Annotated in this window: 13 protein-coding genes; 2 read left to right on the forward strand and 11 right to left on the reverse strand. The window is 62.4% G+C overall.

Going from position 1 to position 16,919, the window contains the following annotated elements:
* The first annotated feature begins 40 nt into the window (after nucleotides 1-40).
* The gene (locus PQR08_RS22140) at nucleotides 41-1,243 is read left to right on the forward strand and encodes a GAF domain-containing sensor histidine kinase (protein ID WP_250485782.1); all 1,203 of its coding nucleotides are present in this window, start codon (nucleotides 41-43) and stop codon (nucleotides 1,241-1,243) included.
* 31 nt (nucleotides 1,244-1,274) lie between these two features.
* Here the strand turns inward: PQR08_RS22140 and PQR08_RS22145 are convergent, their stop codons facing one another.
* The 11 genes from PQR08_RS22145 to PQR08_RS22195 all read right to left on the reverse strand — a co-directional run bounded on the left by PQR08_RS22145 (nucleotide 1,275) and on the right by PQR08_RS22195 (nucleotide 15,829).
* Entirely contained in the window at nucleotides 1,275-1,496 is a 222-nt protein-coding gene (locus PQR08_RS22145) for a DUF3079 domain-containing protein (RefSeq protein WP_035502180.1), read from the reverse strand.
* Between the two features lie 36 nt (nucleotides 1,497-1,532).
* Nucleotides 1,533-2,708, reverse strand: a complete 1,176-nt coding sequence (locus tag PQR08_RS22150; protein WP_250485781.1) for an NAD(P)H-dependent flavin oxidoreductase — start codon at nucleotides 2,706-2,708, stop codon at nucleotides 1,533-1,535.
* A 75-nt stretch (nucleotides 2,709-2,783) separates the two neighbouring features.
* Nucleotides 2,784-3,452, reverse strand: a complete 669-nt coding sequence (locus PQR08_RS22155) for a response regulator (RefSeq protein WP_250485780.1) — start codon at nucleotides 3,450-3,452, stop codon at nucleotides 2,784-2,786.
* Between the two features lie 45 nt (nucleotides 3,453-3,497).
* The gene (locus PQR08_RS22160; protein ID WP_408162312.1) at nucleotides 3,498-5,345 is read right to left on the reverse strand and encodes a type IV pili methyl-accepting chemotaxis transducer N-terminal domain-containing protein; all 1,848 of its coding nucleotides are present in this window, start codon (nucleotides 5,343-5,345) and stop codon (nucleotides 3,498-3,500) included.
* Nucleotides 5,346-5,363: 18 nt separating this feature from the next.
* Nucleotides 5,364-6,047 (reverse strand): respiratory nitrate reductase subunit gamma, encoded by a 684-nt coding sequence (narI, locus tag PQR08_RS22165; protein ID WP_250485778.1) that lies wholly within the window; start codon nucleotides 6,045-6,047, stop codon nucleotides 5,364-5,366.
* The gene (gene narJ, locus PQR08_RS22170; RefSeq protein ID WP_408162315.1) at nucleotides 6,044-6,721 is read right to left on the reverse strand and encodes a nitrate reductase molybdenum cofactor assembly chaperone; all 678 of its coding nucleotides are present in this window, start codon (nucleotides 6,719-6,721) and stop codon (nucleotides 6,044-6,046) included. The genes narI and narJ overlap by 4 nt, the downstream gene beginning before the upstream one ends.
* 14 nt (nucleotides 6,722-6,735) lie before the next feature.
* Nucleotides 6,736-8,289: a nitrate reductase subunit beta gene (gene narH / locus PQR08_RS22175; RefSeq protein ID WP_250485776.1), complete on the reverse strand. Its 1,554-nt coding sequence runs from the start codon at nucleotides 8,287-8,289 to the stop codon at nucleotides 6,736-6,738.
* Complete coding sequence (locus tag PQR08_RS22180) at nucleotides 8,286-11,993, reverse strand: nitrate reductase subunit alpha (RefSeq protein ID WP_250485775.1); 3,708 nt, start codon at nucleotides 11,991-11,993, stop codon at nucleotides 8,286-8,288. Before PQR08_RS22180 ends, narH begins: the two co-directional genes overlap by 4 nt.
* Nucleotides 11,994-12,136: 143 nt before the next feature.
* Nucleotides 12,137-13,525 (reverse strand): NarK family nitrate/nitrite MFS transporter, encoded by a 1,389-nt coding sequence (locus tag PQR08_RS22185; protein ID WP_250485774.1) that lies wholly within the window; start codon nucleotides 13,523-13,525, stop codon nucleotides 12,137-12,139.
* A 2-nt stretch (nucleotides 13,526-13,527) separates the two neighbouring features.
* On the reverse strand, nucleotides 13,528-14,778 hold the full coding sequence (locus PQR08_RS22190) for an MFS transporter (protein WP_250485773.1): 1,251 nt from the start codon (nucleotides 14,776-14,778) through the stop codon (nucleotides 13,528-13,530).
* 184 nt (nucleotides 14,779-14,962) lie between these two features.
* Nucleotides 14,963-15,829 carry a PA3715 family protein gene (locus PQR08_RS22195; protein ID WP_250485772.1) on the reverse strand — a complete coding sequence of 289 codons (867 nt, stop codon included), beginning with the start codon at nucleotides 15,827-15,829 and terminating at the stop codon, nucleotides 14,963-14,965.
* A gap of 205 nt (nucleotides 15,830-16,034) precedes the next feature.
* Here PQR08_RS22195 and cyoA point away from each other — a divergent pair, with 205 nt between their 5' ends.
* A complete protein-coding gene (cyoA, locus tag PQR08_RS22200; protein WP_035502202.1) occupies nucleotides 16,035-16,919 on the forward strand; it encodes a ubiquinol oxidase subunit II in 885 nt (294 codons plus the stop codon).

The following is a 16,919-nucleotide window of genomic DNA, read 5'->3' on the forward strand; positions in this document are numbered from 1 at the left end:
GATTTTGTCGATGCCCCAACCTGGACGCGTGTGCAGCACCATGCAAAACATAGTCAACGCAGTGGATTCAGGTGAGGCACTCGCGCGAGATATCGGCGCGGTAGCCCGTATCGGCGCTGTCCCTTCGATGCTGAAGATGATTTGCGAAGAGACCGGGATGGGCTTTGCCGCCGTCGCGCGCGTGACCGATGCAACCTGGACGGCCTGCGCGGTCCTCGACAAAGTCGGATTCGGCCTCAAGCCGGGCGGACAACTACAACTTCACACCACGCTTTGCTTCGAATCCCGCGCGGCACGACTGGCGATCGTCATCGACGACTTCAGCGAGAGCGAGAAGTATCGAGCTCACCATACGCCAGCGATTTACGGTCTGAGGAGCTATATCTCCGTCCCGATCGTCCTGCCAGACGGCGAGTATTTCGGAAACCTGTGTGCGATCGATGCAAGCCCGGCGGCCGTTTCAGACCCGAAGATCGTTCGCATGTTCGAGGTCTTCGCCAACCTTATCGGCATGCAGCTGGACAGCGAACAGAGGCAATGGTCAACCGAATCGCAACTGCTTCGGGAACGGGAAACCGCCACGTTGCGCGAGCAATTCATCGCGGTTCTGGGTCACGACTTGCGCAACCCGCTGTCGGCCGTCAGCGCAACGGCCGAGCTATTGAGCCGCCGTGAAGCGGAACCCGACATTGCAGCGATGGGACATCGTTTGAAGCGCACGGCATCGAGAATGGCGCGGCTCATCGATGACGTGATGGACTTTGCGCGCGGTCGCATGGGCTCCGGAATGGCGATCGCACTGAACGACGAAAGCGAGCTCGGTGTGCATCTGCGAGCGGTCGTCGACGAACTTTGCATGGCGTATCCGTCGAGAGTGGTGGATTGCTCCATCTCCTTGAGCGGGCCGGCTCGATGCGACATCGCTCGTCTTCAGCAGCTCATGTCCAATCTGCTCGCGAACGCCCTGACGCACGGGTCCCCGGACGCACCGGTCGTCGTGCGCGCCATCGTCGAAGAAGGGATGCTCGTACTCTCGGTATCCAATGCTGGCGAGCCGATTCCACCGCAGTTGCTGCCGAGGGTATTCGAACCTTACTGGCGGCCCAAGACCAGCGCACCGGGCGGAGGACTGGGTTTGGGTCTTTACATCTGCCAACAGATCGTCAAAGCACATGGCGGGACGCTCGAAGTGTGCTCGTCTATCACAGACGGAACACGCTTCACCGCGCGCATTCCTTTATAAGCAAGCGGTGGCGCGCGCGTGCGCCCGCCGCTCATTTCGACCGCGCGGCGCCCGGTTGAATCGACCTGGCATTTTCCGCGACATCGAGATTCCACTCGCCGTGCTCGTACCAGTCTTCGCCGAGCAGTTCGGCCGGATGCTGCGTGCGGCTCGAACCGTTACCGCAGCGCAGCGCGTCCGTCGCGCAATAGTGATCGCAGCCCCAGCAATTGCGCTCGGGATGTTGCGGGTTGAGCGGAAAGCGCTTCGACATCGCGTTGATGCTCCTTCGATCACGGCCCTTCGGTATTCAACATGCCGCCGGCGCAACTTTCGTCGCGCCGGTCAACAGCAGTTCGATCAGATCGCGCACGCTCCGGATCGCCGCGCCGAACGGCAGTTTCTCGCGTCCCCGGAAGAACAGGCCGTTGCCGACATCGCCGCGCAATGCTGCCGCAAGGCGCGTATCGATGCAGAAGTGACCGAACTTCTCGATGCCGTCGCGCAGCCCGCACGCGCTCAGGCATTCGAGCGCCGACGGACACGTCTGCTTGCGCGCGCCGATCTTCGTACGGATCCGTTCCTCGTTGCGCAGATAGCGCATGAGCCACGGCGTCTTCACGGCGCGCGCGGGAAGGCCGGTCACACTCACGAATTCGACGATATCGTCCGGCGTCGCCTCGACCAGCACGCGCTTGAACTCGGGATGCGCATCGCCCTCTTCGGTGACGGCGAACGGAGTGCCGATCTGCACTCCGTTCGCGCCGGCCGCGAGCCACTTGCGAACGGCTTCATGACTGTTGATGCCGCCCGCGACGATCACCGGCACGTCCTCGCGCTTCAGCCCGAGCGATGCGAACGACGCGTCGAGTTCCCTCAGCACGCGCTCGAAACCGAAGCGCTCGTCGTGCATGTCCGCGACGTCGCTGACGCCAAGATGCCCGCCGGCATGCGCCGGATGCTCGATAACGATGGCGTCGGGCAAGCGGCCTTTCTTCATCCACTTCTTGAGAACGAGCGTCACGCCGCGGCTGTCCGAGAGGATCGGGACCAGCGCGATATCGCAGCCCTGCGTGAGGTCCGGCAAGTCGAGCGGAAGGCCCGCGCCCATGACGATCGCATCGGCGCCCTCATCGCACGCGACGCGCACGTAGTCCGCATGCGCGCTCACGGCCTTCATCACGTTGACGGCGATCATGCCGCGCCCTTCCGACAACGCGCGCGCCGCCTTGATCTCGCGTGCGAGCGCGATCAGGTTCGCGCGTTCGAGTGTCGGACGTGTCTGGTCTTCACGGCACATCGCGAGCAAGTCATCGTGATGATGACGCAAGTCGATGCTCGCGATGGTGCCGAGCGCGCCTTCACGCGCCACGCTGCCCGCCAGCCGATGCGCGGAAATGCCGACGCCCATACCGCCCTGCACGATCGGCAACAGAGTGCGGCCGCGAATCGTGAGCGGCGCGAAAGGGTGAGCGTGAGAGGTCATGGGCAACTCGGTTCGGTAAGAATTCATGTTGTACGGCTCGATGTGATGCGCGCTTCGGTACATGTCGGTGAAGATTCAGGCGGCTTCCGTCGCTGGCGCCGCATCCTGCCCGACCGCGTAGATCGCGACCTGCACGCGGCTCGTCAAATTCAGCTTGCGCAGGATGTTGCGCACGTGGATCTTCACCGTGCTCTCCGCGAGCATCAGCGAACGTGCAATCTCCTTGTTGCTCGCACCGCGCGCCAGTTCGCGCATGATGTCGCGCTCACGTGTGGTGAGTGGATCGGCCGTGGCGACAGGCGGCGGAGCCGGCGCGTTCTTCGGTGCGCGCATGCTGGCGACGAGTTTCGCCGTCATGTCGTCGGCGATGACCGGATGACCCGCTGCCGCCTTGCGGATCGCGCTGGCGAGCGTGTCGGTTTCGATGCTCTTGAGCAGATAGCCGCACGCGCCATCGCGCAATGCGAGCGAGAGTTCATCGAGATCCTCTGAAACGGTCAGGATGACGACCGCGGTTTGCGGCACGTCCTGCACGAGCAGCTTCAGTGTTTCGAGCCCCGAGAGTCCGGGCATGTGGAGATCGAGCAGAATCACGTCCGGAAGAAACTGCTTCGCGCGCTTCAGCCCTTCGAGTCCATCGGCTGCTTCGCCGACGACTTTGAAATCGGATTGCCGCTGCAAGATGGCGTGAACGCCTGAGCGGAACAGCGTGTGGTCGTCGATCAACAGAATGCGGATGGTCATGACACAACTCGAAGCAGCTCTCGAAACCAGCGCGCGAGACCCTGTTCAGGCGGTCTGACGCGCCGGAACCGGCAAGACGAGTTCGACGCGTGCGCCGTGTCCAGGCGCGCTAGTCAACCGAAGCGTGGCGCCGAGCCTTTGCGCACGCTCGCGCATGATGTGAAAGCCGACATGCGTCTCGCCCAGGACGGCCATCTCTTCTGGATCGTAGCCCTGACCATCGTCCTCGACAAGGAGGCTGAAGTCGCAAGCATTGACGATTGTCACGCTAACGTGTCGCGCCTTCGCGTGTTTGCGAATGTTGGAGAGCGCTTCCTGCAGAATGAAAAGCACCTGCAGTTGCTGATCCGGCGGCAAGGGCAAACCGCCTTGCTCGCGGTAGTCGAGTAATGGCACGATGCCCGTCTGCACGCCGAAACGTTCGATCGATTCATCCACTGCGCGCCTGAGTTCACCGCTGCCGAGCTTCGTGCGGAAATTCATCAGAAGCTCGCGCACGTCGACGTAGCTTTCGGCAACACCGCCCGCGAGCAAGGGCACGATCTCGCGAATCTCGTCCATGCGTGCTTCGCGCGTCGCGGCGTCGAGCAGATGCACCTGCATCTTCAGAAAGTTGAGACTCTGCGCGATGCTGTCGTGCAGGCCTTGCGCGACCAGATTGCGCTCCTCTGACACCGCGAGCTGCCGCGCGAGCGCCGCGATCCGCCTGCTCTTGAGCGCCGTCCCAAAGTGTGCGCCGAGCGTTTCGAGCAATTGAGCTTCCGACGCCGGGATGATGCGCTCGCCACGGAAATGCAGCGAGAACGCACCGAGCTTTTCGCCTTGCGACACAATGTTGAACGCCGCCACGCTCGCAAAGCCCGCGCGCCGGCAAGGCCGTTCGTCGCAGACACAGCCATCGGCGGCGAGGCAGCGTTCATCCTCAAGCAACGCGTCGGGCAGCCCTTCCGAACCGATCAAACGCACCTGACCGTCCTCGGTGACGAGGCGAACGGCCGCGCCGTCCGCCTCGAACTGGCGCGTGAGGCGCGCGAGAAAGCCCCGGCACAGCGCGTCGACGTCATTCGATTGATTCAGGAATGCCGCCATTTCATAGAGCGCCGTCAACTCGCGGTTCTGCGCGGCGAGTTCGGCGGTCTTCGCGTCGACGCGGCCCGCGAGATCGCGATAGAGCATCTGCAATTCCGCGGCCATACGGTTGAAGCCTGCCGCAAGATGCCCGAACTCGTCTTGCGTTTCGACGGGCAAACGCGCGTCGAACTCGCGTCCTTCGATGCGCGCGAGCCCCTCCTGCAAGCGCTGCACGGGCACGACGATCCATAGATAGAGCAGGTAAGCGATCGCCGCGGTGCCCAGGCACGCCATTGCTGCGAGCGCCCTCTGCGACGTGCGCCGCCACGCGGTCTTGCGCGCATTCTCCCGCTCGATCAGGCCGACGAGTTCGTCCGCCCCCGTGACAAAGGCACGCAATTCAAGCAGATAGCGCGATACCGCCTGCGGTTCGGCAGCCATGCCTTTGCGCACATCGGGTTCGAGCTGCGTGCGCCACACATTCGCGACATGATCGAACTGGCGGCGCACGTCGGCGTCGTCGGGAAGAAAGAGCGGGCGCTCCGGATCACCTTTGCGCAGGCGATCGAACGTCGAGTTCATCTGTTCGATCTGGAACTGCAACATCACCTGCGACGTCTCCGGGCGCTTCAGCAGAGCAATCGCCAAGGCGTTCGCACGCATGCGCAGGCTGCCCGCGTCGTTGATCGCAGCGCCCGCGCCCTGCAGTTGCCACGATAGCCAGAGCGTCCCGCCGATCATCGCGAGCACGAGGACGAGCGACACCATCGACAGCGTGACGATGCGTGTGGTCAGACGATCGCGAAACGACGGCAGGGACATGCTTCTCCGTTGACGGATTCAGCGGCTGCGGACGAGTTGCCACGCCCGTCCGAGATAGCCGAGCGAAGCGAAGCCGCTCCAGACGTGCACGAGCCGCGTGAACGGGAAGATCACGAACAGGCTCATGCCCATGAACAAATGTACGCGGAAGAGCAGCGGCGCATCTGCGACATAGCGCGCGGCATCGGCTCTGAACGTGACGATATGCTGCGCCCAGGTCATGAGGCGCACCATCATCGAGCCATCCATGTGACCGGCCGACACACCGATCGTCGAAAGCCCGAGTAGCAGCGTGATGAGAATCCACAGCAGCAGCACGCGGTCGCCGATCTTCGTGATTGCCGAAAGGCGCGCGCTCGCGAGGCGGCGATGCAGCAGGATCAGCAGCCCGGCAAGACACATCGTGCCCATCACGCCGCCGGCTACCATTGCGACCATCTGCTTGACGCTGTGCTCGATGCCGAGCGCATCCCACGCCGCGACCGGCGTGAGCAAGCCGACGAGGTGACCGAAGAACAGTCCCAGAATGCCGATGTGAAACAGAATATTGCCGAGCCTGAGGTTGCCGCGTTCGACAAACTGCGTGCTGTCCGCCTTCCACGTGTATTGCTCGCGCTCGAAGCGCACGAGGCTGCCGAACAGGAAGATGCTGGCGGCGATATACGGATAGATGCCGAACACGAAGGCGTTGAACATGTTCATCGTGTGTCCTTTGCGATGGGTGCACCCGCATCGGCCATCGTTGCGCCGCGCGGATGAAAGCGAATGGTTTGCGTGTCCTGTCGCGTGTGCGGTGCCAGCAGCGGCTCGACGCCGTCCGGACCCGGCCCGAAGGTTTCGAGCATCTCGTCCATGTCGCGCACGGGCGGCTGCGCGAGCGGGCGCGGCTCGATAGTGGCAAGCTCGCGCAAGACGGCGAACACGGCCGCATAAGGGCTTCGGTCGCGTGCGAGACGCTCCCCGACCGCATCGAGCACATGAATCGCGTCATCGAGCAATGACTGAGCGCGAGCCGGTTCGATCGCGCCGAGCACATCGAGGAAGAGCGGCACGTAATCCGGCAATTCGTTCGATGCGATATCGAGGCCGAGACCGCGATACTCGTCGAGCAGATCGACCATCGCCTGACCGCGATCGCGACTTTCGCCGTGCACATGCTCGAAGAGATGCAGCGAATGCGACGGATTGCGATCGAACGTAGCGACGTAGTTCTGCTGCACTTCGATGAGCGGCAGCTTCAGCGACGCGATGAGCGGCGCGAGCCGCGCCTGCGCCTGCGGCCAGTCGTGCAGCGCGGCTTCGATCTCTGGCAGCGCGTCCAGAAGCGCAGGCTCGGGATAATCGAGCAGCGCGGAAAGAATGGGATAGAGCGACATCGTGTGTTCCTTGATCAACCGTCCGCCAGCGCCTTCCTGCGGGACTTCGGCAACGCCGCGTAGCTCACTTCGCCATGCGTTCGCGATCCGAAGAGCGATCCGTCAGACGCGCCCGGCGAGCCGCAATTGCCGAATGAAAAGCCGCAACTGCCTTTTTCGTCGAAGCTGTCATGCGCCATTTCCTTGTGCGATGAGGGCACCACGAAACGGTCCTCGTAATTGGCGATCGCCATCAGCTGGTACATCTCTTCCACTTGCGATGCCGTGAGGCCTACATCGCTCAGCACGGCGGCGTCGTTCACGTTGTTCACGTTCTGCGCCCGCTTGTAGACGCGCATCGCGAGCATGCGATCGAGCGCGGCGACGATCGGCGCTTCATCGCCCGCGGTGAGCAGATTCGCCAGATAGCGCATCGGAATGCGCAGGCTTTTTACATCGGGAATCACGCCGTTCATCCCCATGTGGCCGGCGTCGGCCGCGGATTGAATCGGCGAAAGCGGAGGCACGTACCAGACCATCGGCAAGGTGCGGTACTCGGGATGCAGCGGGAACGCCACCTTCCACTCGCACGCCATGCGATAAACCGGCGAGCGCTTCGCCGCGTCGAGCCAGCTTTGCGCGATGCCCTGGCGCGCCGCTTCGGCCTGGACTTGCGGATCGTGCGGATCGAGGAAGAGGTCGAGCTGCGACTGATAGAGGTCCGTCGTCTCTTGAACCGATGCCGCTTCGGCGATGCGGTCCGCGTCGTACAGCATCACGCCGAGATAGCGGATGCGTCCCACGCACGTTTCCGAGCACACAGTCGGCTCGCCCGCTTCGATGCGCGGATAGCAGAACACGCACTTCTCCGCCTTGCCCGACTTCCAGTTGAAGTACATCTTCTTGTACGGACAGCCGGACACGCACATGCGCCAGCCACGGCATTTGTCCTGATCCACGAGCACGATGCCGTCGTCCTCGCGCTTGTACACCGAGCCCGACGGACACGACGCCACGCACGCCGGGTTCAGACAGTGCTCGCACAGGCGCGGCAGGTACATCATGAAGGTGTTTTCGAACGTCGAGTACATCTCCTTCTGCACGTTTTCGAAAAGCGCATCGCGGCCGCGCGATTCGAATTCGCCGCCGAGATCGTCTTCCCAGTTCGGCCCCCAATGGATCTTGTCCATCTTCTTGCCGGTGATCGCGGACACGGGGCGCGCCGTGGGCGGCGTCTGGGAAAGCGGCGCGTTCTGCAGACGCTCGTAGTCGAAGGTGAACGGCTCGTAATAGTCGTCGATGGCCGGGAGATTCGGGTTCGCGAAGAGGTTCGCGAGCACTTTCAGCTTCGGCCCCTGACGCAATTCGATGCGGCCATCGCTCTTGCGAATCCAGCCGCCGTTCCATTTCTCCTGGCGCTCCCACTGCTTCGGATAGCCGATGCCCGGCTTCGTCTCGACGTTGTTGAACCACGCATACTCGACGCCATCGCGCGACGTCCACACGTTCTTGCATGTGACCGAGCAGGTATGGCAGCCGATGCACTTGTCCAGATTCAGGACCATCGCGACCTGCGCGCGGATCTTCATGATGCTGCTCCTTCCATGAGCGGGCCTTCGAGCCAGTCGACTTTCTTCATCTTGCGCACGATGACGTATTCGTCGCGATTGCTGCCCACGGTGCCGTAGTAGTTGAAGCCGTAGGCCTGCTGCGCGTATCCGCCGATCATGTGCGTCGGTTTGAGCACCGTGCGCGTCACCGAGTTATGGATGCCGCCGCGCATGCCGCTCGTCTCCGCGCCCGGCACGTTGATGATCTTCTCCTGCGCGTGATACATGAGGCACATGCCGCGCGGCACGCGCTGGCTCACGACGACGCGCGCCGTCAGCGTGCCGTTCACGTTGAACACTTCGACCCAGTCGTTGTCCTTCAACCCGGCTTCCTTCGCTTCGGCTTCCGACACCCACACGTGCGGACCGCCGCGCGACAGCGTGTGCATGCGCAGGTTGTCCGTGTACGTCGAGTGGATGCCCCACTTCTGGTGCGGCGTGATCCAGTTCAGCACGAGTTCATGTTCGCCGTTGGGCTTCGCACCGAGCATCGGCGAAATGGTCTTGGTATCGATCGCGGGTTTGTAGACGCACGAACCTTCGCCGAAATCCAGCATCCAGCGATGATCCTGATAAAACTGCTGCCGGCCGGTAAGCGTGCGCCAAGGGATCAGCTCGTGCACGTTCGTGTAGCCTGCGTTGTAGCTGACTTCCTCCGATTCGAGCCCGGACCAGGTCGGTGCCGAAATGATCTTGCGCGGCTGGGCCTGGACGTCACGGAAGCGGATCTTGTCGTGCTCGCGGCCGAGCGCGAGGTGCGAGTGATCGCGTCCGGTGATCTTCGAAAGGGCTTCCCACGCTTTCACCGCGACATGACCGTTCGTTTCGGGCGCGAACGTGAGGATCATCTCGGCGGCATCGATTGCGGTGTCGAGACGCGGACGCCCTTCTTTCTCGCCGGACAGCGACGCGAGTTCGTTCACCTCATGCGCCGTATTCCAGTTGATGCCCTTGCCGCCGTTGCCGAGTTTCGCAAGCAGCGGTCCAACCGACGTGAACTTGTCGTAGATCGCGTTGTAGTCGCGTTCGACGAGCGTCATCGACGGTGCGGTCTTGCCGGGAATCAGATCGCATTCGCCATGACGCCAGTCCTTCGGCTCGAACGCCTGCCCGAGTTCGCCCGGCGTGTCGTGCATGAGCGGCGTGCACACGAGATCGGTGCGCGTGCCGAGATGCTTGCCGCCGATCTCCGCGAACTTCTTTGCGATCGCCTTGTAGATTTCCCAGTCGCTCTTGCTTTCCCACAACGGCTGCACCGCCTCCGACAACGGATGAATGAACGGGTGCATGTCCGATGTGTTCAGGTCGTTCTTCTCGTAGAACGTCGCGCTCGGCAGCACGATGTCGCCATACAGGCACGTCGTGCTCATACGGAAATCGAGCACGGTCAGGAGATCGAGCTTGCCTTCGGCGGCGTCGCGCACATTCACTTCGCCTGGCTTGATCGCATCGGCTTCATCGGCGAACAGCGCGTTCTGCGTGCCGAGCAGATACTTCAGGAAGTATTCGTGCCCTTTGCCCGAACTGCCGAGAATGTTCGAACGCCACACGAACATGTTGCGCGGAAAGTTCGCCGGATTGTCGGGATCGTCGCAAGCGAAGCCGAGCGCGCCCGACTTCAGTTGTTCCACCGTGTATTCGATCGGATCGCGGCCCGCGCGCTTCGCGGCATCGACGATATCGAGCGGATTCGCACCGAGCTGCGGCGCCGACGGCAGCCAGCCCATGCGTTCCGACTTCGCATTCATGTCGAGCATCGAGAGCTTCTCGTAGCGCGACTTGTCGGCGGTCGGCCCGAGAATCTCGTCCACGGCCACTTTCTCGTGACGCCACTGGCTCGTATGGTTGTAGAAGAACGACGTGCCGTTCATCTGGCGCGGCGGGCGCGACCAGTCGAGCGCGAATGCGAGCGGCGCCCAGCCGAATTGCGGACGCAGCTTTTCCTGGCCCACGTAATGCGCCCAGCCGCCGCCGCTCTTGCCGATACAGCCGCACATCATCAGCAGATTGATGATGCCGCGATAGATCATGTCGTTGTGATACCAGTGATTCAGCGCCGCGCCGACGATCACCATGCTCTTGCCCTGCGTGCGGTCCGCGTTATCCGCGAACTCGCGTGCCACCTGAATCACGAGATGACGCGGCACGGTGGTGTGCTTCTCCTGCCATGCGGGCGTGTAGGGAACGTCGTCATCGTAGGACGTGGCGACGTTCGCGCCGCCCAGACCCTGGTCCACGCCGTAGTTCGCCAACTGCAAGTCGTACACGGTCGCGACGCGAGCGCTCGCGCCATCCGCGAGCACGATGCGCTTCACGGGCAAGCGGCGCGCCAGCAACGCGTCATGTTCCGCGCCGAAGTACGGGAAACTCACGTCCGCCACTTCGTCGTTCGCGCCGACGAGCGACAAGCGCGGATCGATATCGCGGCCCGAGCCGCCATCCTTCTGTTCGAGATTCCAGCGCCCGACCTTCGCGCCGTCGTTGTGATTCGGCTCGCCCCAGCGAAAGCCGATCGTGCCGTTCGGCGCGACGATCCTGCCGCTCCTCTCGTCGATGACGAGCGTCTTCCACTGCGGGTTGTTCGCCTCGTCGAGATCGTTCTGCAGTTGGGACGCGCGCAGGAAATGGTCGGGCACGAGCGTGCCTTCGTGTTCGCGCAGCACGACGAGCATCGGCATGTCGGTATAGCGCTTCACGTAATCGCGGAAGTACGCGGACTTGGCTGTAGCGTGAAACTCCTTCAGCACGACATGGCCCATCGCCATGGCGAGCGCGGCGTCGGTGCCCTGCTTCGGCGCAAGCCAGATGTCGCCGAACTTCACCATTTCACCGTAATCCGACGACACCGCGACCGTCTTCGTGCCTTTGTAGCGCACTTCCGTGTAAAAGTGCGCGTCCGGCGTGCGCGTTTGCGGCACGTTGGAGCCCCACACCATCAGGTACGTGGAGTTGTACCAGTCGGCGGATTCGGGCACGTCGGTCTGCTCGCCCCAGATTTGCGGCGATGCCGGCGGCAAGTCGCAGTACCAGTCGTAGAAGGACAGGCACGCGCCGCCGATCAGGCTCAGATAGCGCGCGCCGGCGGCGTAGGAAACCATCGACATCGCGGGAATCGGCGAAAAACCAATCACGCGATCCGGACCGTACTTGCCGATTGTGTAGGCATTCGCCGCCGCGATGATCTCGCTCGCCGTGTCCCAGTCCGCGCGCACGAAGCCGCCGAGGCCGCGCACGCTCTTGTAGCGCTTCGCCTTCTCCGGGTTCTCGCAGATCGATGCCCACGCCGCCACTGGATCCAGCGTCTTGCGCGCCTCGCGCCACATCTCGATGAGACGGCCGCGAATCATCGGATGCTTCACGCGCTGCGCGGAATACACGTACCAGCTATACGATGCGCCGCGCGGACAGCCGCGCGGTTCGTGATTGGGAAGATCGGGACGCGTGCGCGGATAGTCGGTCTGCTGCGTTTCCCACGTGATCAGACCGTTCTTGACATAGACCTTCCACGAGCAGGAGCCCGTGCAGTTCACGCCGTGCGTGGAGCGCACGATCTTGTCGTGCTGCCAGCGGCTGCGGTAGGCGTTTTCCCACTTGCGGTCTTCGTTCACGACCGCGCCATGTCCGTTCGCGAACGTGGACTTGACGCGCGACATGAACTTCAGCCGATCCAGAAAGTGACTCATCCGTTTCTCCGGGCGTAGCGGCCATGCGCCGCCACGAATACATTGATTCGAGTGTAGAGACGCGATGCCCGCGCGCCCATTCCCCGAAAGGAGCGATCGATACGCGTCATGAGGACTAGCGCGTCTACGCCTTTCGGACTAGCTCAGCACGGCATGTCCGCGTTGCGGCGCGCATAGCAGACCCAGGTGACCACCGCGCACACCGCGTAGAACGCGATGAAGCACCAGAGCGCGGCGTCGGGCGAGCCGGTCATGCTCATCGATGTGCCGAAGCTGCGCGGGATGAAGAAGCCGCCGTACGCGCCTATTGCGCCCGCGAATCCCAGCACCGCTGCCGATTCCTTGCCCGCTTCGTGCAGCGCCTGCTTCCTGATCGCTTCGGTCTTGCCTTCGGCTTCGCGCTGCTTCTGCGTGAGGAAAATCACGGGGATCATGCGGAACGTCGAGCCGTTGCCGATTCCCGTCAGCGCGAACAGTGCGATGAACATGGCGAGGAAGCCCGCGAAGCTGCCGTCGGAGCCGTCGTGCGGGAGAAACGCCATCACGCCGAAGACCGCGGCGATCATCGCGATGAAGGTCCACAATGTGACGCGCGCGCCGCCGAGGCGGTCGGAGATCCAGCCGCCGACAGGACGCGTCAGCGCGCCCGCGAGCGGCCCGAGGAACGCGTAGGCCGTCGGGTTGATCGACGGAAACTCCGCTTTCGTCAGCAGCGCGAGGCCCGCCGAGAAGCCGATGAACGAGCCGAACGTGCCGATATAGAGCAGGCACATGAGCCAGTTGTGCTTGCGCCTGAAGATGACGGCCTGTTCCGCGAACGATGCCTTCGCGTCCGCGATATCGTTCATCCCGAACCACGCCGCGAACGCCGAGATCACGATGAACGGCACCCAGATGAAACCCGCGTTCTGCAGCCAGATGCTGTGCTCGACGCCGTTCGAGACATAGGTCTGGGTTTCGCCGGCGAGCGTGCCGAACACGCTTGCGGAAATGACGAGCGGCGTCACGAACTGCACGACCGACACACCGAGATTTCCGATGCCCGCGTTCATGCCAGTCGCGAACCCCTTCTTAGCTTTGGGAAAGAAGAAGCTGATGTTCGCCATCGACGAACTGAAATTCGCGCCGCCGAGGCCGCACAAAAGCGCGAGCACGAGCAGCGTCGAATAGCTTGTCGATGGGTCGCGTAGCGCGACGCCCATGCCGATCGCCGGAATCAGCAGACTTGCCGTGGAGAACGCCGTGAAGCGGCGGCCGCCGAAGATCGGCACGAGGAACGAATAGAAAATGCGCAGCGTCGCGCCCGATAGTGCGGGCAGCGCGGTGAGCCAGAACAACTGGTCCTTCGTGAAGTGAAAGCCGCCCTTGTCGAGACTGACGACCACCACGCTCCACAGCGACCACACCGTAAAGGCCAGCGCCAGTGCGGGAATCGAAATCCAGAGGTTGCGGCGGGCAACCGATTCTCCCGTTTCGCGCCAGAAGGCGGCGTTCTCGGGCTCCCATCGAGTGAGCAGGTATCTTGATGACATGACTAGTGTTTGGGTTGAAACGTGAAGTGCATGCAGATGAGACTGACGGCGGTCGCGCCGAACATCAGCATGAAACAGGTGGTGCGCACGCCGGTGAGATCGACGAGCGCGCCGAAAAGAATCGGCAACAGGAAACCGGCGAGACCGCCCACGAGTCCGACGACGCCCGACACCGCGCCGATGTTCGCGGAGAACTCATCCGAGACGAACTTGAATACCGACGCCTTGCCGATTGCCATCGCAACGCCGACGACGAACATCAGCGCGGTGTACGCGACCGGTCCCGTCTCGATGTGGAACGTGCGCGGACCGTCCTTCGCGTGGACGACGAAGTCCGTGACTGGATAGCTCAGCAGGAAGAAGCACGCGAGCGCGATCCACATGACGATCCATGTGGTGCGATACGCGCCGAAGCGGTCGGACATCCAGCCGCCGAGCGCGCGCAGCATGCCGCCTGGAAGCGAGAAGCAGGCGGCGAGAAACGCGGCATGTTCGATGCCGAAGCCGTACTGATTCACGTAGTACTGCGGCATCCACAACGCGAGGCCGACATAGCCGCCGAACACGACCGAGTAGTACTGCGCGTAACGCAGCACGCGACGGTCTTTCAGCACGGCCATCTGCGCGGCGAGGCCGGGCGCGCCGGCGCTGCGATGCGCGGGGTTCGACGTCGACACGAACCAGAAGATCAGCGCGGTGACGAGCATCGCGATGGAATAGACCTTCGGCACGATGGTCCACGTGCCCGCCGCGAGAATCAGCACGGGCGCGACGAACTTGGTGAGCGCGGCGCCCGAGTTGCCCGCGCCGAAGATGCCCATCGCGAAGCCTTGGCGCGACTTCGGGAACCAGCGCGCGACATACGGCGTGCCCACGGAAAACGACGCTCCCGCGATGCCGACGAACAAACCGAGCACGAGGAATTGCCACAGTTCGGTGGCGTAGCCGGTCAGCCAGATCGGTATGACGGTGACGGCCATCGTGCAGAAGAACACGGGGCGGCCGCCGAAGCGGTCGGTCCAGATGCCGAGCGGCACGCGCAACAGCGAGCCGGTGAGCACGGGCGTCGCGGCGATGAGGCCGAACTCGGTATCGGTGAGATGCAACTGCTTTTTGAGGGGAATGCCGAGGATGGCGAAGGCCATCCAGACGGCGAAGCAGATCGTGAATGCGAACGTGCTGGCGCCGAGCACGCGCCAGGCTCGCATGTCGGTCGATGCTTTGGATTCGAAGTGTGTGTCGACGACGCTCATCGTCCTTCCCTTGTCGTTGCTGCTTTATCGACAAGGGTAAGGAACGTCGCGCGAGACGCCTATCCGCCATGCGGATGCGGCGACGTCGTGCCGCTAGTCAGTGCGGCGTAGTTCGGATGGGTTAGCGGGTTTGAGCTTCACGTCGTTTGCGAAGCCCGCGCGTGGAATGCGCATCGCGCCTTTTCTAGTCCTGTCGCAGCGCCTTCGGAACGATGTAATGTCCGTTGTTGTATTCCAATGTGAAGTTCTTGCGCAGCGCCGGCGAGTCCCTGTCAGTGCAGGTTTGGCCGACCATTTTGTTCACTGTGTGGGTCGACTTTTCAGCGATTTTCAGAGCCGCGTATCCCTCGCGGCCCGCAGGACCGATATCGATCGTCCGGGTCGTGGAATCGAGATAGCCGTCACACGCTCCGTCGTTCTCGCCGCTGTAGTTCGACATAGCCAGCCGGTCGACAAGCTTGCGCAATGTCTGACCTTCGATCGTATAAAGATTCAGCGACGTCGAGCCAAAGGGATTCACGCGCGACGAGCCGGAGTAATCGACCCGCACGCCGAACGCGCGATTTCCCGGCTTCAGTTGATACCGCGCCGTATCGAGTTCGATGCCGTCCACCCGAACAGCGTCGAAAGTAATCGCGTTCGGCTCGTAGACGTGCGCGATCACCGAGCCGGAAGCGCTGTCTGCCACGAGAACCTCCACATCGTCGATGCCTTCGTCGTCGCTATCGCCTTTCTGCTTCAGCGGCAATACGGCGAGCGTGAGATCCGGGTTGGTCGGCCATTCCTTGCAAACGGCAAGGCGCGAATCGAGCGTTCGCCCGTGATGCAATTTGTCGACCCATGTCTGCATGAAATCGGAACACGCGGCGTGGGCGAATACAGGTGCCAGCAAGCTGGCGGCGAGAATCGAGATTTTCTTCTTCATATTGTCTGATGCCTTCTGGAAATCGGCGCGTGCCGATGGGGCCCGCGCCGGACGATCATTTTCATCTTTGCGACATGATTTGACCCGCGCCGAGCCACCTTTTATGACACCCGCGACGTCAACCATTCGTTGTAGACTCTCCTGCCCTTTCGGGTCACTCCCGAAGAGTCATATCGCGCGCGACACCCTGTCGCATCAGCTTGATCTGAAACAATTTTCCAAACATTCGGGCCATCGCGAAAAATCCCGCGTGGCATGATCTTGACGCGGCGCAAAGCCGTGCAGTGGCGTTCTCCCCGGGACGCTTCGATCATAGAAACCAGCGAATGCAATGAATGAAAATACCCAACGTTTAGCAGTGCCATTGTTATCGGGGCTGATAGCCAGTGTCGGTCTTTCGGGATGCAAGCTGGAGGTTTTGGAGTCGAAAGGCGTGATCGGCGCAGCGGAATCCTCGCTGATCGCCACCGCGACTTACACCATGCTTCTGGTCGTGGTTCCGGTGATTCTGCTCACCCTGTTCATCGCATGGCGCTATCGGGCGTCCAACAAGAACGCCACCTACGCGCCGAAGTGGGCGCACTCCACGGCCATCGAAGTCGTGGTCTGGATCATCCCCGCGATCATCATCCTGTACCTCGGCATCCTCACGTGGAAATCCACGCACGAACTCGATCCGTACAAGCCGCTGGAATCCAGCGTCAAGCCGATCAACGTCGAAGTCGTGGCGCTCGACTGGAAGTGGCTGTTCATCTATCCGGATCTGGGCGTGGCGTCGGTGAACCAGCTCGCGTTTCCGGTGGGCACGCCGGTGAACTTCCGCATCACGTCGGATTCGGTGATGAACTCGTTCTTCATCCCGGAACTCGGCGGCCAGATCTACGCAATGGCCGGCATGCAGACGAAGCTGCACCTCCTGACCGATCACGCGGGCGACTACGCGGGCATTTCGGCGAACTACAGCGGCAAAGGCTTCTCCGACATGAAGTTCCGCGCGCTGGCCATGTCCAACGCCGACTTCGACGCGTGGCTCAAGCAAGTCAGAAACGCGCCCGAGGCATTGAGCATGGACGTCTACACCGGCGTCGCGCGCCCGAGCGAGAAGGTTGCCGTGCGCTACTTCTCGACCGTCGATCCGAAGCTCTTCAGCAACATCGTCGCGAAGTACAACTACGGCAACTCGGTCGTAGGCGCAAATTGTGTAACAAAGGGGTAA

The sequence above is a fragment of the Caballeronia jiangsuensis genome (assembly GCF_046030135.1).
Lineage (GTDB): Bacteria > Pseudomonadota > Gammaproteobacteria > Burkholderiales > Burkholderiaceae > Caballeronia > Caballeronia jiangsuensis.

Coding starts and splice junctions, on each gene's coding strand:
- PQR08_RS22140 (WP_250485782.1), top strand. CDS start 41: ATGCAAAACATAGTCAACGCAGTGGATTCAGGTGAGGCACTCGCGCGA.
- PQR08_RS22145 (WP_035502180.1), bottom strand. CDS start 1,496: ATGTCGAAGCGCTTTCCGCTCAACCCGCAACATCCCGAGCGCAATTGC.
- PQR08_RS22150 (WP_250485781.1), bottom strand. CDS start 2,708: ATGACCTCTCACGCTCACCCTTTCGCGCCGCTCACGATTCGCGGCCGC.
- PQR08_RS22155 (WP_250485780.1), bottom strand. CDS start 3,452: ATGACCATCCGCATTCTGTTGATCGACGACCACACGCTGTTCCGCTCA.
- PQR08_RS22160 (WP_408162312.1), bottom strand. CDS start 5,345: ATGTCCCTGCCGTCGTTTCGCGATCGTCTGACCACACGCATCGTCACG.
- narI (WP_250485778.1), bottom strand. CDS start 6,047: ATGAACATGTTCAACGCCTTCGTGTTCGGCATCTATCCGTATATCGCC.
- narJ (WP_408162315.1), bottom strand. CDS start 6,721: ATGTCGCTCTATCCCATTCTTTCCGCGCTGCTCGATTATCCCGAGCCT.
- narH (WP_250485776.1), bottom strand. CDS start 8,289: ATGAAGATCCGCGCGCAGGTCGCGATGGTCCTGAATCTGGACAAGTGC.
- PQR08_RS22180 (WP_250485775.1), bottom strand. CDS start 11,993: ATGAGTCACTTTCTGGATCGGCTGAAGTTCATGTCGCGCGTCAAGTCC.
- PQR08_RS22185 (WP_250485774.1), bottom strand. CDS start 13,525: ATGTCATCAAGATACCTGCTCACTCGATGGGAGCCCGAGAACGCCGCC.
- PQR08_RS22190 (WP_250485773.1), bottom strand. CDS start 14,778: ATGAGCGTCGTCGACACACACTTCGAATCCAAAGCATCGACCGACATG.
- PQR08_RS22195 (WP_250485772.1), bottom strand. CDS start 15,829: ATGGTTGACGTCGCGGGTGTCATAAAAGGTGGCTCGGCGCGGGTCAAA.
- cyoA (WP_035502202.1), top strand. CDS start 16,035: ATGAATGAAAATACCCAACGTTTAGCAGTGCCATTGTTATCGGGGCTG.